13 protein-coding genes are annotated in these 16,258 nt (G+C 56.9%); 3 read left to right on the plus strand and 10 right to left on the minus strand.

Annotated elements, in window-relative coordinates:
• Positions 1–156: 156 nt before the first annotated feature.
• The 3 genes from ACQZ63_RS24560 to ACQZ63_RS24570 form a co-directional block, all read right to left on the minus strand.
• The gene (locus tag ACQZ63_RS24560; RefSeq protein WP_173998155.1) at positions 157–1,341 is read right to left on the minus strand and encodes a patatin-like phospholipase family protein; all 1,185 of its coding nucleotides are present in this window, start codon (positions 1,339–1,341) and stop codon (positions 157–159) included.
• A gap of 203 nt (positions 1,342–1,544) precedes the next feature.
• Positions 1,545–2,819: a HAMP domain-containing sensor histidine kinase gene (locus ACQZ63_RS24565; protein ID WP_153516241.1), complete on the minus strand. Its 1,275-nt coding sequence runs from the start codon at positions 2,817–2,819 to the stop codon at positions 1,545–1,547.
• A gap of 2 nt (positions 2,820–2,821) precedes the next feature.
• Positions 2,822–3,508 (minus strand): response regulator transcription factor, encoded by a 687-nt coding sequence (locus ACQZ63_RS24570; RefSeq protein ID WP_153516240.1) that lies wholly within the window; start codon positions 3,506–3,508, stop codon positions 2,822–2,824.
• A 148-nt stretch (positions 3,509–3,656) separates the two neighbouring features.
• On the opposite strand from ACQZ63_RS24570, the gene ACQZ63_RS24575 reads away from it, so the two are divergent.
• The 3 genes from ACQZ63_RS24575 to ACQZ63_RS24585 are packed head-to-tail and all read left to right on the plus strand — an operon-like array spanning position 3,657 to position 9,270.
• Positions 3,657–5,084: an efflux transporter outer membrane subunit gene (locus tag ACQZ63_RS24575; protein ID WP_173998157.1), complete on the plus strand. Its 1,428-nt coding sequence runs from the start codon at positions 3,657–3,659 to the stop codon at positions 5,082–5,084.
• Positions 5,084–6,214: an efflux RND transporter periplasmic adaptor subunit gene (locus tag ACQZ63_RS24580; RefSeq protein WP_173998159.1), complete on the plus strand. Its 1,131-nt coding sequence runs from the start codon at positions 5,084–5,086 to the stop codon at positions 6,212–6,214. The genes ACQZ63_RS24575 and ACQZ63_RS24580 overlap by 1 nt, the downstream gene beginning before the upstream one ends.
• On the plus strand, positions 6,211–9,270 hold the full coding sequence (locus ACQZ63_RS24585) for an efflux RND transporter permease subunit (RefSeq protein ID WP_153516237.1): 3,060 nt from the start codon (positions 6,211–6,213) through the stop codon (positions 9,268–9,270). The genes ACQZ63_RS24580 and ACQZ63_RS24585 overlap by 4 nt, the downstream gene beginning before the upstream one ends.
• A gap of 376 nt (positions 9,271–9,646) precedes the next feature.
• Here the strand turns inward: ACQZ63_RS24585 and ACQZ63_RS24590 are convergent, their stop codons facing one another.
• From ACQZ63_RS24590 to ACQZ63_RS24620, 7 genes are all read right to left on the minus strand, one after another.
• Entirely contained in the window at positions 9,647–10,498 is an 852-nt protein-coding gene (locus ACQZ63_RS24590; RefSeq protein WP_153516236.1) for a fumarylacetoacetate hydrolase family protein, read from the minus strand.
• A gap of 15 nt (positions 10,499–10,513) precedes the next feature.
• Entirely contained in the window at positions 10,514–11,404 is an 891-nt protein-coding gene (locus tag ACQZ63_RS24595; protein ID WP_153516235.1) for an acetoacetate decarboxylase family protein, read from the minus strand.
• A gap of 52 nt (positions 11,405–11,456) precedes the next feature.
• Positions 11,457–12,356: a VOC family protein gene (locus tag ACQZ63_RS24600; RefSeq protein WP_173998161.1), complete on the minus strand. Its 900-nt coding sequence runs from the start codon at positions 12,354–12,356 to the stop codon at positions 11,457–11,459.
• Positions 12,357–12,371: 15 nt separating this feature from the next.
• Complete coding sequence (gene gstA / locus ACQZ63_RS24605; RefSeq protein ID WP_153516233.1) at positions 12,372–12,962, minus strand: glutathione transferase GstA; 591 nt, start codon at positions 12,960–12,962, stop codon at positions 12,372–12,374.
• 79 nt (positions 12,963–13,041) lie between these two features.
• Positions 13,042–13,461, minus strand: coding sequence for a nuclear transport factor 2 family protein (locus tag ACQZ63_RS24610; RefSeq protein ID WP_153516232.1), 420 nt, complete (start codon positions 13,459–13,461; stop codon positions 13,042–13,044).
• A gap of 34 nt (positions 13,462–13,495) precedes the next feature.
• Positions 13,496–14,875, minus strand: coding sequence for a carbohydrate porin (locus ACQZ63_RS24615; protein WP_173998163.1), 1,380 nt, complete (start codon positions 14,873–14,875; stop codon positions 13,496–13,498).
• A gap of 28 nt (positions 14,876–14,903) precedes the next feature.
• Positions 14,904–16,232, minus strand: coding sequence for an MFS transporter (locus tag ACQZ63_RS24620; RefSeq protein ID WP_153516230.1), 1,329 nt, complete (start codon positions 16,230–16,232; stop codon positions 14,904–14,906).
• Positions 16,233–16,258: the final 26 nt, after the last annotated feature.

Below are 16,258 nucleotides of genomic sequence, written 5' to 3' on the forward strand. Positions count from 1 at the left end.
GAGCCGATTGTCTCGACGAAGCCGTATGCCGCGCACAATACATTCCTTGATCATCGACTCTTGTTTGGTGAACTTCGTCAGGGAAATCAAAGTTACGTCGGAGGGACCGATGCCCTGAAAATAGGTGTGGCAGCGTCCGCTTGCATTGCTCATCGATCAAAAGACTGGCGTTTCCTTCCATACTTTTCCAACCACCGTCTGGCTATAACCGTCGGCGAAGACGGCACGCATATAGTCGGTATTGAATGGATCAAGCATCTTATAGGGAATTTGCTGATCGATTGATGCGATCCTCAGTCGGCTGCCGGTCCTTTGACTGTGGTTATAGAGCGCAAGCAAAGCTTGTTTGGTCTGCGATTTCACCATCGTCGCATAAGAACGACCGGCGACCGAGATTGTAGAGTTGTTCGTCGTTGCAAACTCCGGAATGAGGGCGTTGTTCACAACCACATAGATATTAAGTCGCTGTTTCGTAGGGAAATTCGATTTGATCGGTGATGCGAGCACTGCCTCAGGCAAGCCCAAGAACTGCGTGGATGCTCCGCCATCGGAGTGCAGTTCCTCAATTTGCTTGGAGCCGGACTTGGCTTTGATAGTCACTGCTGGAAACACGCCTGGTATGCTGGCGGAGGCGATCAAAACATCCCGGAAGAGCGTTAGCGCCTCGGGCTGGCCACTGCTCGCAATGGCGCCCATGTTCCATACAACACCGCGCTGTGAATCAAGATTGGTCGTCAAGACAAAAAGCCGTCTTCCCCGACGGTGTTCAGCCGCGATTTGTTGCAAGACACCGTTTGTTATGTATTTCGAAATCATCTGCCGCAATCGCTCGCCTTTGAGTATGCTTGTTCCCAAGAGCCCGGTACCCATCCACCTTGCGTCTATGAGTTCCTTTGCCTGGCCTCCGGTATAAAGCTCGGAAAGCTCCGTGTCGTATGTCGAACCCAGAAACGCATAGGGCGCTATGAGCGCGCCTGTGCTCACTCCTGTGACAACGTCGAACACTGGGCGCGTTTGTTTATCGCTCCAGGCCGATAGAACGCCGACTGTAAATGCTCCTCCTGATCCTCCACCTGACAGGCAGAGAATGTTGAGGGTCTTTGCTGAGGTGAGCGGTACCCACTGGGCCTGGTCCCCAAGGCTGGCACGCGATGCATCGACATACGCGCGGATATTCTCGAAACCGTCGATATAAGCGACCGCCGCGTCACGGGCTGTGTAAGCAACCCGGGCTGTTGTCACGCAACCGGAAACGGTAAGGGAAACGAGGATCGCAAGCGTCAAAGCAAAGGCCCGATACGGTTTTCGCTTGCCTGACAAGGCAGAAATATAGCCATCCATGCATGCCCGTGCGACGAAAACCAGCGGTGTTAACCCCATCATACCCTGCCATCTGTAAGCGAATCTTGATCCATTGGAGGGCCTTGGTTAGAAATCTGGTACAGGCACTCCCTCGTCCGATACCCCATGGCCAAATCAGAGCGGGAAGACCAAAGCCGTCACGAATTGAACAGGCAGATCCAGAACCTAAGGGCGGCGGGCGATTATTGACTGGCGCGATAGACCGGAATTGTAATCTCTACACGAAGACCGCCGGACGCCTTATTTTGGGCTGTCGCCCTGCCACCATGCCATTCGGCTGCCCGGCGCGTGATAGCAAGGCCGAGGCCGAACCCTGAGCGCGCGGTGGCAGTGGAACTTTGAGAGAATGGCTGGAAAATGGCCTCCAATTCCTCTTCTGGCACACCGAGGCCTTCGTCTTCGATCGACAGTAAAAATTGATGCCCCTTCACCTCTGAGGCGACAAGTACCGATGTGCCAGCTTCCGTGTGTGCGATCGCGTTGCGGATCACGTTTTCGAGTGCCCGATAAATCAGTTCGCCATTGACCGAGGCTACACACGAATCGACGCCTTTATACCGGACCTCTATTCCCCGGCCCTGGCCTTCGAAGCCGGCGTCTTCAATAATCTCCTTGACGAGATCGACGACATCCAACGTCTGGCGGTCAAAGCGCAGGGTATCCCGTTCAGATAGCCTTGCCAGTGTCAGGATTTCCCCAACCAGTTCATCGAGACGTTCAACCTCCCGCCCCATTCGCTCGATCATCGCCGTCAGTCGCATGGGGTTTTGCTGCAACACGCCGATGGCTGCCTGCAGCCTCGATAACGGCGAGCGAAGCTCATGGGAGACATCATGGAACAACTGCTGCTGGGCGACCTGAAGTTCCTGAAGGCGCGCCGCGGTGATATCCAGATCGTGCGCCAGAGACGTTATCTCGTCGCGTTTGCTGCCGATCGTATGGGCTATTCGCACATCGAGTTGGCCGTTTGCCAAGGATCGAAGCCCGTAACGAAGCTGCTCGACCGGAGTAATGAAATAGCGGCCCAGCCAGTAAGCTGCCGCTGCAGCTGCAAGAAGTGCCGCCAGCCAAGGTACCGTCCGTGGCCATGTCTTGGAAACCATACTCTGTGCCGAACCGGCAATCCGTACCTGGTAGCAGTTCCCATCCCACACAGCGGTTCTGATGAGGTCATTGCCGTTGGCCAATGCACAGTCGATTGCCGGTCCGATCGGGACTATACTGATCGGGATGGTGCGACCCGTTCGTCCCATGGCCGCAATTAGGTGCGTCGCTGCCTCCACTCCGTCTGATTGAAGAATCTGCGCCGCAGTTTCCAGCGCAAGGACGTGCTCACGGTTGAGGATTTCTTCCTCGAAGGGCGACTCAAACAGTATGCTGATCGCAAATAGCAGCGCTATGGACCCGGCCATGGCCAACCATACGACGGTGAAGAACTTCCAGAACAGTCGACGCATTGCTAGCCTTCTAGTAGCTGATAGCCACGACCCCGCACGGCCTGTATCCAGGACTGTCCGTCCGCGCGGGCCCCGAGCTTTTGACGAATACTGCTGATATGGACGTCGATCCGTCGGTCGAATGCGGTCAGGGGCTTGCCGAAAGCCCGCAGCGAGATCTCCTGCTTGGAGACAAGCTGGCCGGCAGACCGCACGAGAACCTCCAGCAGGCTGAACTCTGTGCCGGTCAGTTCAAGCTGCGCACCATGCCACTCAGCTCTCCGGTTCGATGGATAGAGGACCAATTCGCCGGTCTTTAATTCTTCTACCGAGCCATCCCGTTCTGCCCGGCCAGAACGGCGGAGGATCGCGCGGATTCGGGCCGACAGCTCGCCTGGCGAACAGGGTTTGGAAACATAATCATCCGCTCCCAGATTGAGACCGGAAATACGATCAATATCGTCACCGCGGGCCGTCAGCATCAGCACCGGTACGTCGCTTACCTGCCGGATTTTCCGCAAGACCTCGATGCCATTCATACGAGGCATCATGATGTCCAGAACGATGAGATCGGTTGAGGACGACATTGCTTCGGCGACACCGATCCTGCCGTCCGCGGTTGTCTCGACGGCGAAACCTTCCTGAGTCAGGTATTCGCAGAGCAAATTCGTGAGCTCGATATCGTCATCGATCAAAAGTACCTTGGTCATGTGTTGCATCCGTCAGGTCAATGCGCGCACCTTTAAGGCTTGCAGGCGGCGAATACAGCACTTTTACATAACTTAACACGTTCTTGACCGACATTAACACCACGATCCCTATAGTGCGGCCGACAGCTTTCGAAGCAGCACGGATCCCATGCGCAGTATAGTTTCTTGTTTAATTTCGATCTTCGCCACTGTGGCGTTACTCACCGGCTGCACGAGCTTGGGCGAGCTCAAACCTTCGAGGTCTGTCGTGGCCGCCTACTGGCACGCGACATTGCCGCATGGCGGTCGTCCCGCCGACCTTTTGTCCTGGTGGGCAAGCTTCAAGGACCCCTCATTGGATGGACTGCTGGGCCTGGCGGCACGCGAAAATCCGTCGGTCCAGGAGGCGATTGCCAATATCAACAAGGCTCGAGCCACGCTCGATACCGCAAGAGCAGGCCTTTTTCCGTCGCTCGATGGCTCGGCGTCCGCAACCCGCGAGGGCAACAAGGGTGACGATGTCAACAAAATCACTGCCGGAGCAAATAAAAGTGGCGCTCTGGATGCCGGATGGGAGCTCGACCTGTTCGGCAAGACCAAGAAAGAGACACAAGCCGCGGCGTCACGGGCTGAGGGTCAGATCTGGTCGTGGCATGACGCACGGATTTCCGTCGCGGCCGAAGTTGGTGACTACTATGTGCAGTATCGCGCTTGTCGTCAGCTGGAACGGCTTTACCGCGATGAACTTGCTTCGCAGACAGAAACGATCCGTGTCACTGAGAAATCGGCACAGTCAGGATTTACCTCGACGGCCGATCTGGCACTTGCGCGTGCGAGCGCAGCAACATCCTCGTCCAACTTGACTGCTCAGCGTGGGGATTGCGAGATCATTGTCAAATCGCTCGTCCAGCTGACAGGCGGAGATGAGCTCGTCGTCAGAAAACTTCTAGGGCTGGGAAAGAGCCGCATTCCTCAGCCACCTGCGCTGCGAATAGCGTCAGTGCCCGCTGAGGTCTTGAGGCAAAGACCTGACATCAACGCCCTGGAAGCCGAAGTCGCAGCGACGATCGCAGACGTCGGTGCAGCAAAAGCTGATTTATATCCCAGTCTCAGCTTGAGCGGATCGATTTCAATCAGCGAGTCCACCGTGACGGGCAGATCAGTCCCATGGTCATTCGGGCCTGCGCTGTCGATACCGCTGCTTGATGGCGGGGCAAGAAGGGCAGAGGTGAGAAGCGCCGTCGCGGACTATGATATTGCCGTCGCGAGTTACAAATCTGGCGTTTTGAGTGCTGTCGCCGAAGTCGAGATGGCTCTCATCCGGGTCAATACGGCATTGCGGCGGATCACCGATGCCAAGACCGCGGCTGACAATTATCAAAGCTATTTCAGCTCAGTCGACCAGAACTGGAAGTCCGGCGGGGTCAGTATCCTTGACCGCGAAGAGGCCCGTCGGTCGGCGCAATCGGCCGCAATCACCCTCATCGAAATCAGGCGCGACGCGGTCCAATACTGGATTGCCCTCTACAAATCTTTGGGAGGCGGCTGGTCCGCCCCGGATGACGCCTCGATTGCCTCTGTCAATGGAATACACTGATGCGTAGATTTGCCTTCATTCCTCTCGCGATGGCGCTCGCCATAGCGCCCTATTTTGTGCTCCCCTTTACTGCCCGGGGCCAGGAAGTCGAACAAAACGACACTCAAGCGGCGGCATTGACCGTCAGCGTTGTCAAACCAGAGGTTTCGTTGTGGCCGGTGACTATCCCGGCGAGTGGTCGTCTTGCTGCATGGCATGAGGCGATAATTGCCGCCGAGGTCAGCGGACTGAGGATCATTGATGTCAAGGCGGATGTCGGTACATCCGTGAAGAAAGGCGACCTGCTCGTGCAGTTCGCGCCCGAGACCTCGCAAGCGGAACTTGAACAACAGCAAGCTGCCGTCGAAAAGGCTAAAGCTGCCTTGGAACAAGCAACCATCGATGCCGAGCGCGCCCGCGGATTGACAGGCTCCGGTGCGCTATCAAAGCAGCAGACGACAGAATACCTGATTACGGAGCGTAAAGCGAAAGCCGAACTCTTTTCGGCGCAAGCCGCGTTGGCATCCGCGCAACTTACATTGGATCGCACCAAAATTTACGCCGTAGACGATGGGGTCATTTCCGAACGCTCGGCATCTCTTGGAAACGTCGTCACCGCCGGCGACGAACTGTTCAAGCTCATCCGACAGAACCGGGTCGAATGGAAGGCCGAGTTGCCGATCAAGCGTTTGGCTGACGTCGAAAACGGTACAAAAGCGATCATCCCCACGCCGATCGGTGACGTCCGCGGTGAGGTCAGGCTGATTTCGCCGACGACATCGACTGACAATGGTCGAGTGACGGTCTATGTGGCCTTGCATCCGGACGCGGGCATGCCGCAGCCAAAGACCGGCATTCTGGCCAGTGGTTATTTTGAATTTGATCGCACCGATGCGCTCACGGTTCCCGCAACTGCCGTTACCCTGAGGGACGGCTTCTCCTACGTGTTCATTGTGAACGAGGCAGACCAGCCGACTGTCACGCGCAAGCGTGTCGAGATCGGTCGGCGACAGAACGACCGCGTCGAACTCGTTTCGGGAATTGAAAAGAATGACAAGGTGGTGACCTCCGGCGGCGCATTCCTCGCGGACGGTTCAACTGTGCGGGTATCAGAAGGCTCTGCAACCGCCAAGACGGAGGAGACAAAATGAATTTCTCCTCCTGGTCTATCCGCAATCCCGTTCCGCCAATCCTACTTTTTGCATTGTTGACCGCTTGTGGCCTATGGGCCTTCAATCGTCTCGACGTGCAAAACTTTCCAGATATGGATCTTCCAACGATTGAGATTAGCGCTTCACTCGATGGGGCGGCAGCTGCTCAGCTCGAAACGGAAGTGGCACGCAAGATCGAAGATGAGCTGACTGGTCTCACACAGCTCGATTCTGTCACCACGACGATCACTGACGGCTCTGTAACCATCTCTGTCGCGTTCAAAGTCGGAAAAGATACTCAAGTCGCGCTGGACGAGGTGAAGAGCGCCGTCGACCAGGCGCAGGACGACCTGCCAGAGGACATGAACGCGCCCACTGTCTCGAAACTGTCGCTAAATGCTTCGCCGTTGATTACCTACGTGGTGCGTTCCGACAAACTGGACGATGCGGAATTGTCGTGGTTCATCGACAACGACATGTCGCGAGCGCTGATGGCTGTGGAAGGTGTGGGCGAAGTCGGGCGCCTGGGAGGCGTCGACAGAGAAGTCAGGGTGGAGCTCAACGCAAACCTGCTCGATGGCTTGGGATTGACCGCAAACGATGTCAACGGGCAGCTCGAAGCGGTGCAATCCGATCTGTCAGGCGGGAAAGGAAGAATTGGCGGCGAAAGCCAGTCGGTTCGCACCTTGGCGGCCGCAGACAGCGCCGATCAGCTTCGCGGAACGCCTATTCCTTTGCCAAAGGGAAGCTGGGTTCGCCTGGATGAACTTGGAACGGTCACCGATTCCCATAGCGACATCACCTCGCTGGCATATCTGAACGGCAAACCGGTCATTGCGGCCCAGATCAAGCGGTCTAAAGGCTATTCAGATATCGCGGTTACCGAGAATGTCCGCGATGCGATGAAAGTGTTTGCTGCGGCCAATCCTCTCGTGACAATCGAGGAAGCCTACAACACGATTGTTCCGACCGAGCAGAATTATGAATCGTCGATGCACATGGTCTACGAGGGGGCGCTGATCGCAATCTTTGTGGTCTGGCTGTTTCTTCGCGATTGGCGGGCGACTCTTCTGGCTGCCGTTGCATTGCCGCTGTCGATCATACCCACGTTTCTCGTGATGTATCTGCTCGACTACACGTTGAACACGATCACGCTCTTGGCGCTGTCATTGGTCGTTGGAATTCTCGTCGACGACGCGATTGTCGAGATTGAGAATATCGAGCGACACCTCAATATGGGCAAAAGTCCATTCGACGCGGCCATGGAAGCGGCAGACGAAATCGGACTGGCGGTTATCGCCACCACTTTCACATTGGTCGCCGTGTTTTTGCCCACGGCCTTCATGGGCGGAATTCCGGGCATCATCTTCAAACAATTTGGCATCACGGCTTCCGTTGCCGTTCTTGCCTCTCTTCTGGTAGCGCGGTTGATCACGCCGATGATGGCGGCATATATTATGAAGGCGAGTGGCACGAAGCATGAAGGGGACGGTCGTTTGATGCGGTCCTTTCTTTGGCTCGTAAAAGGCGCACTTCGGCGCCGCTGGATACCAGTGCTCGGGACGGCAGGATTCCTGGCACTAACGGTGCTGCTCCTTACCAATCTGTCGACTGGCTTTTTTCCGGCGTCTGACGAAGGGCAGACCCAGGTTTCCATAACCACGCCTCCCGGGTCGACGATTGAGTCGACTGACGAAGCCGCGCGAAAGGCATCCGAGATCATCGCTGGCGTGGATCATGTCACCTCGGTGTTTCAGGCAACAGGCACAGCGTCGACCGGCGGCATGAACAGTACGTCGAATGCAAGCATCGACAGTGCCACGATCGTCGTCAATCTCACACCGATCGACGACCGCGATATCAAGCAGTCACAAATCGAAGCGGATTTGCGCAAAGCTTTGGAGCGGTTGCCCGGTGTTCGTGTGGAAATCGGCTCGGGCGGCAATGGAACGGAGCTCGCTCTCACGCTGGCGGGCGATGACTCCGAACTTCTGGAGCAGGCAGCGGCAAGCCTTGAGGCCGATCTGCGCACCCTGCCAGGTATCGGCAACGTGACGTCATCGGCAGCTATGCAATCGCCGGAGGTTACAATCAAACCGGATCTGGCGGAAGCCGCGTCTCTGGGTGTAACGTCCCAGGCAATCGCCGAGGCTATTCGGGTCGCGACCGCAGGCGCCTATGACGCCGCCTTGTCGCAACTCAATCTACCCGAACGCCAGGTGCCCATCCGGGTAATGCTCGACACGACAAGCCGACAGTCACTCGATGCCATATCCTTGATCCCTGTTGAGGGCAAAGAAGGCAATGTTTCGCTCGGTGCCGTTGCCGACATTTCTTTGGGATCCAGCCCCAGCGAAATAGATAGGCTCGATCGGTCACGCAATGTCTCCCTAACTGTCGAACTGAATGGTAGGAACCTGTCAGACGTAATGGCGCAGGCTGCTCAGTTGCCCAGCTACCAGAACTTGCCTCAAGGCGTGAAATTTGTCGAACAGGGCGAACTCAAGCGTCAAAGCGAGCTGTTCAGCAGTTTCGGCACCGCCATGGCGATTGGCATCTTCTGCATCTACGCCGTTCTGGTCCTTCTCTTTCATGATTTCCTTCAACCCGTCACTATCCTGATGGCCCTGCCGCTGGCGCTTGGCGGGGCGATGCTACCGCTAGTTCTCAGTGGTACAAGCTTCTCGATGCCGGCGGTGATCGGTCTGCTGCTCTTGATGGGCATCGTCTCAAAAAACTCAATTCTACTTGTCGAGTACACTATTGAGGCCCGCAGAGCTGGCATGTCCCGTTTTGATGCGCTCGTCGATGCATGTCACAAGCGTGCCCGACCGATCGTCATGACAACCATCGCCATGGCCGGCGGCATGCTTCCGGCGGCGCTCAGCCTTGTGTCGGGCGACTCCAGCTTTCGCCAACCCATGGGCGTCGTCGTGATCGGCGGCCTGATTACCTCGACCTTCTTGAGCCTCCTGGTCATCCCGGTGGTCTTCACACTGTTGGATGATGTGCTGAGATCGTTCAATGTACGGTTTTCAAAGAGTAAGGTCGCGTAGCATGCTGCTGATGGCAATCGCGGAGAAGCCCGCTGGAGTATTTTTATCTAGCATGTGACTCGATACGGTCGAGAGCAGACTTCAACGCTCGAACGATTGAAAGCCTCCGGCGTCGCCTTGACGATACCGGAGGTAACGGCTTCAGCCATTGCCAGTCTTTCTTGCTTCAAACAGGTCGAGTAGGGCCGGATAATCCGCTCCGGCTCACCGAGGCCTTCCTGGAGGGCCTCGGTCTGAAGGTTGCCGCCTTCGGCCGACCTTTTGAAGCTCTACCTTGGATAGTGCTGTCTCAATCAAGGCAACATAGAGTCTTTTGACCATCGTTGCGGCGGGGGATCTCTTGAATTTTTTGCGAACACCCGTAGCTTTCGATCCGTCACACTTCCGCGATGAATTGGTTTTCGATCGCACCGAGGCCGTTGACCTCGACGCGGACGACGTCTCCGGGTTTCATGAACGTCTTCGTCGCAATTCCGACGTTGGAGGGGGTGCCTGTGATGATGACATCTCCAGGCTCTAATGTCATGACCGTCGAGAGGTAAGCGATCTGGTCGTAGATGTTGTAGATCATGTCGCCGGTCGATGTTCGCTGCCGCTCCTGTCCGTTCAGCGAAAGAGTGAGTGTCAGATCATGCGGATCGGTTATCTCGTCATCCGTCGTGATCCAGGGGCCGATGGGGCCGTGCGTGTCGAACGATTTGCCGAGCGTATAGGTGGGTGAACGGAACTGCCAGTCCCGTGCGGTCACGTCATTGGCCACCAGATAGCCGGCAATGACGCAGCGGGCTTCTTCGCTATTCACATGGCGGCAGCGCGTGCCGATGACAAAGCCCAGTTCAGCCTCGTAATCGACCGTCGTCGAGGCACTGGGTACGACGATGTCGCTGTAGGGGCCGTTGATGCAACTGACCTGTTTGTTGAACCACAACTGGCTCTCGGGGATCTTGATGCCGGCCGCCGCCGCTTCTTCGGCATGTGCCTTGTAGTTCATGCCGATCGCCAGGAACTTCCGCGGATCGGCGATAGGGGCCTCCAGGTGCACGGCGTCGAGCGCGAATGACGGCTCCCGCGCAGCCTCCAGGTCAGGCCGCAGAGCCTCATACGCTTCTAGCAACAGGCGCATTGAACCTCTGCAATCCGGGGTCACGTCGGTCAGATCGACAACCTTGTCGCCCTCGACCTTGCCAAGACGGGTGGCGCCGTCGATCGTGAATCTTGCCAATTTCATGATGTATTTCCTTGTTCAAATTGGTTCGACAGCGCGCATGGAATTGACCGAAACCGCGATCCCGGGGCCGGAAAAGGCGACCATCTGCACCTTGGTTACTTCGAGAATGTCGAGATCGGCCATGCCGTTGACGACATGCGCACTGAGCGGCAATTGCTCGAACGTGGCCCGATGCCAGCTCAGACCGCCCTGGGCAGACCAGCGTTTGAACTCGAAGCCATCGAAATTTATATTGCCAACCCTGCCGTCGATTCCAGGTGGCGGCGCGGCGGTCGTGACATAAGCTACATCGGCGCCCTCGCGTCCGCCAATACTGGTACGTGGCAGGTATTTGTAATACATCGCCGGGCCGTTATCCGCCCCGGGGAGTGCCCGTTCATCGCCGGCCTCTGCCAGGTCGGTAAGCGAGATGTCGAAGAATTTGAACCCCATCCATGACGCCGAGCAGGTGGCGGTTTTGCGCTCTCTATCGTGTGCGATTTCCGGAATGTCAGCAAACATCTTGGGAAAGCCCAATTCGTCGCGTCCGGTCATGATGGCATCGGGTGCGCCCTCCCATAGCACCGGGCAGAAGGTACCTTCCAGCGTTTCCGTCCTGCCGCGATAGGTTACGGGAAAGTCGACGACGACGATGCCGTAGCCGCGCCCGGCCAACCAGTAGAGGTTCTTGAACCAGGCGCAGGAAACGGTCAGCAGCGGCTCGCCTCGCAGTTCCATAGCTGGCGGAAGCAGGGCCTCCAGTTTTTTTGGATCTGTGCGATAGGTGACGGCCATCCATTCAGCGTTCATCCGGCCGGTCTCTTCAGGCGCCCACATGCCACCACCTGGTTTTTGGCGCGGTCCGGGCGCCGGCCCGAAGACGACGGGCATGCGGTAACGAAAAGCACGGTTCAGTGTAAAGCTCATCTAGCCAATCTTTCCTAAAGAAGGCGCGCATCCGCGCAGGGCCCCGAATTGCCTAGGCAGCGGGATCGAACGGAATGCCGGGGCGAAGGAACGACGCAGTCGGTGGAGTGCCCCAAAGGTTCAGCCAACGACCCGCCAGGCCTTCCGAGGTGTCCCAGCTGCGTGGCTCATAGGCGTCGTCGTTGTCGATCCGATCAAGCTCGATCGAATTCTCAACCAGGCAGCCATGGGGGTCGGCGTAGTAGGTGAAGATGTTCCCGCCCGCACCGTGGCGACCAGGGCCCCAGACCAGGGCCCGATCCTTCTGGGAGAGATTGTCGGCAATCGTCTGCAGATCCTGAAGCGAATGCAGATCAAAGGCATAATGATGCAGTCCACTCTCACCCGGACCCATCGCAATCGTGTGGTGATACCCGTCTTCTGCCCGGTACCAGCGCAGCGCACCATCCTCCGTCATGTCTGACAGCTTCAAGCCGAGGACCTTTTGGCAGAACTCGCCATAGGCGGCGGTATCCGGGGCAAAGGAGTTGATGTGCTCGACCCGACGGGGGCGCGCACCCGGGGCCGCATAGCTGTAGTGTTGAGGCTGGTTGCGAGCGATCGGGGTATGAACCTCGAATATGGTGCCGCCGGGCGCGACCAGACGCACGGCACGATCGTAATGCTTGCCGAAAGGCCTGTCCGATAAGATCTCCAGACCGTCCGACTTTGCGCGACGATAGACCTCGTCGACGGCTTCCGCACTCACAGCCTCAAGCCCGCACGCAACGGCTTTTCCGTCGCCCTTGATATACGTCACTTCGTGATGGCGGTCATTGCTGGTCAGATACACCGTTTCGCCGTCAACTTCGGTGATCCTCAATCCGACAACGTCGCAAAGATCTTTTGCCGCACCCAGAGGGTCAGGCGACGAGATGACCACGTGGCCCATTTGTCTGATCAGATAAGTCATGGCTATCTTCTTTCTCTACATCACCGCTTTTACTGCGGGCCGGTCTGCAATCCGTTTGAGATAGGTTTGGATGTTCGGCCACGCGGAAAGGTCGATCTCCTGAGGCCTGGTCCAGCTGAGAATGACAAAGGCGTAGGCGTCCGCGATCGAAAAACTATCACCGGCGAGATAGTCGCGCGCAGCCAACCGTTGATTGAGGACTCCGAAAACTCGGGGCAACAGAGCCGTCTTGACGATCTCGCGAAACTCCGGCGGCGTGTTCGGGCGGTTTAACGGTGAAAAGCTCTTATGCAGTTCCGTAGCGATGTAATTGGTCCATTCCAGCACCCGGTACCGCTCTATCTTGCCCGGCGGTGGCAGCAATCCGGATGCCGGCGCCTGGTCAGCGATATATTGCATGATCACGGCGCCTTCGGTCAGAACCTCGCCACTTCCGAGAACAAGTGCCGGAACCTGACCTTTTGGATTGACTTCGAGAAAACTCGTCCCGTCAGGAAGTGTCTTGTCCCTCAAGTTGACTTCCACCGGTTCGACGGCGATGCCGGCCTCTTCGAGGACGATGCGGGATGCCGTCGAGCAGGCGCCGGGTGTGTGATAAAGCTTCATGTATTAGACTCCTGGAAAAGATTAGTTGAAATTCGGTTCCGTCATGCCTCGAACGAGACGAGATCTTAAGCGCCGCCCCTCAAGGGCGTTTTGGCGGTGCAATCCTATTCACACCGCTCCAATGTTCCGACAACCGCTCATCGCGGATCCGGTACGCATCGAAAACATAGTAGTCGTATGTAGCACCGGGATTGTCGGGGTCCGGTTGCGGCAAGGACGCAGCCACTACGACCATATCGCCCTCGGCCACGATAAACGCCGGAGGAATGCTCATCTCATCCGGTTCCGGAACCGGACCGTTCGGGAATACAGATCGCACGAACCCCTCAAGCCCTTCACGACCGCCTGGAAGGTGACTGTTGTGCTGCTTATAGTCTTCGGTGACGAAGTCCTTGACGGCTTCCGGGTTCTGGCCGTCGAAAACACGACGGTAGAACTCCCGGACTAGGTGCTTGTGGCGCTCAAGGCGATTTTGGCCGCCGACCTCTAAATCATGCATTGCTACGTTCTCCTGCTGTGGCACACAAAGTCGCTTACGGCCCACGACGGGGCGAAAGACCCAGGCCGCCGCTCAGGTCGAATGCGAGTGCCGCGTAAAAGACGAAGCCGTCTTTTTGCCTGCTCGTTGAAAAATCGGCCAGAACGGAGGTGTTTGGATTGACGAGGTAAGCAGCGCCAACGTCGAGAATGCCGTTGCCGAAAATTCCCGTGGTTCCATGCAAATCAAACATGAAAGTGTCTTTCGGCTGCGCCTCATCAATTCCTGAGATGAAGAGCCTGGCGTTGCGTTCATATTGTGCTCGTTCGTCGCTGAGGCCGATATAACGAACAGAGGCGCCGATCGTCGCGAGCGGATTTTCTGCCCAGAAACCTGAATATTCGAGACCAGCATAGGCCTCCCATGGATAGGCTTGCCCCTCACCAAAGGTGTGGAAGATACCCCCGTAGACTGCTAGGTTTTCTGGGATAATACCGCCCGAAGGGTTGCTCCAGATCACCTTGCGAGCCTGAGCGTAAATGCCGCTCGTGCCACTTTCGTGCGTGAGGATTGTTGGAGCGGGGCCGAATGTCGGATTTCCCCATCCGTCATTGTAGAGAGCATCCTCATAGGGAGCCGAACGGTGATACGCACCGATTTCAAACTTCAATGGATTGGTGCTTTCCACGAACGTCTCGTCATGACGAAGGTTGGCGATTGCGATATACCCTTCCGAGTTGCCGGATTGCCAATCCCAACCATTGCCGCTTTGCCAGTTATCGGGATTGTCCTCGATTATTCCGAACCCCAGCGTTGTGATGGGTGTCAGTTTGTAGGCGGCCCTTGCACCCCAAACCGAAAGCGACTCTCCGGGAATATTGAGACTGATAGCCTGCGTAGAATTGAGGCAGCCAAGACCCCCACAGAACCCCTTGGTCATGAAGTCTCGAGCCGGGCCCATGCGGCCTGCCTCGATCTGGAAGCGGTCATCGAAAAAGTCAGCCTCAAGTGTGAGACGCGTAAGATCCGTGCGAGAGTCGACGACTGGCACCGGAAAAAAGGCGTTCGATAGATCAAACAGGTAGTTCTCGACATTGTATGTCGGGTAGTTGATCGTCTCGGTGAAGTTGATGCGAAGATCGGGAGACAGATGGCCCGTGGCACCAAAAATGAACATACCATAATTGGCCGACGAGCCGCCTTCGAAACCAAAGGAAGGCGCATTCTGGTAGATGTTGACGTAGTCCAGTCGTAGATCGATTCCGTTGTCGCGAAGAGACTTGCCGATGTCCGCCAATGGCCCCGAATAGACCGGCTCGCGAATGCCCCCTATGGCGGGAGGAGTGTCCTCCAAAACCAGAGCGGGTTCTGCAGCCAAAGCTGGAGCTACGAGTGCCAGTAACAGCGGCACAGTGGTCATATATAGAATTCGCATTGTTATCCTCCCCTAAGAATAAACCTATTCACTCGGCCGCAACTGGATTGACTGACTGCTCTTCCTTTCGCCTGCGACTTTGCGGCGGCACAGCAGCGACAATGGCGAGCAGCGCGACGACGCAAAGGCCTGTCACGATCACGAACATCCACCCATATGTTCCTGTCTGATCAAAGACCGCCCCCGCCGAGCCGGCACCAATTGCGGCGCAGAGTGTTGAGACCGGCATCATCGAGCCCAAGATGGTCGAGAAGGACTCTTTGCCGAAGTAGTTGCCAAGGAGCGCCATCAGGCAGACCTGCGAGGCTCCGTATCCAATTCCGGCGGGAAGCGCGTACAAGAAGATCCCAGCAAATCCTTCCGGCCTGACAACCATGCAGAACCCCACGGCGACCAAACCCATGCTCACAGCTGCAATTACAGAGGGCGAGATATGGTCCCCCAGAAAGCCGGCTGTCATGTTGCCGACAAAGGACGCGACAATAATGATTGCTACGGCATTGGCCGTTTCGGCCGGCGAATACCCGACGTCCCGCAGATGCACGGCGCCGTGGGCCATGAGGAAGACCCAAGCAACGCCGGCGATACTCATGTAGACCAGTATGAGCCAGTAAGCTCTGGTGCGAACAGCTTCCTTGAGCGTCCAGTGGGTCGAGCTTTTGAACACCTTGCCGCGGTCGCGCACTGGAAGGCCCGTCGGGTTTTTGGCTATCACCCCTTCAACGTGCCGCTCATTGAGCGCAGTCCACGCTATTATAATGGCAACAACCGCAGACCCGGCGATGACCCACCACGCCATGCGCCAATTGCCGTCAGACATGGCGATGAGCTTCTCAAGAGCAGGCGGGGAGAAGAACCCACCCACCTCAACGGCCGAAAACACGATCGATACGGCCAGCGCACGGCGCGCGAGGAACCAGTTCGTGACGACCGTCTGTGCCGGCAGCATCCCGGCGATGCAGACACCCGTGCCGACCATAAGCCCGAAGGCCACGGCATATTGCCACCCCGTATGAACAATCGTTGCCATCGCAAGCGATCCGGCAAGCAGCACGAGACATCCAATGGTAACCGTTGCTCGATAGCCGAATTTCCGGACCAGCACGGCAACGATGGGTCCTTGCAAACCCATCATCATGACGAAGATCCCAAACCCCATGCCGAATATCACTCGATCCATGTTGAGGTCGGCGATCATTCGGGCGTTGACGACCGAAGTGCCAACACTCGGTACCGCTACGACAAGCAGCACGATCAACCACAAAGCGCCGAGCACTTTTGCTGCACTAACGCTGTATTCGAATCCCTTAGTCGTCTCAGGATTGGCGACGGCACACGGCCTCTTTCCCTGTTCCAAGACTTCCTCCTCCTCTTATTAAGTGT

The sequence above is a fragment of the Agrobacterium sp. CG160-95 genome, assembly GCF_053521725.1.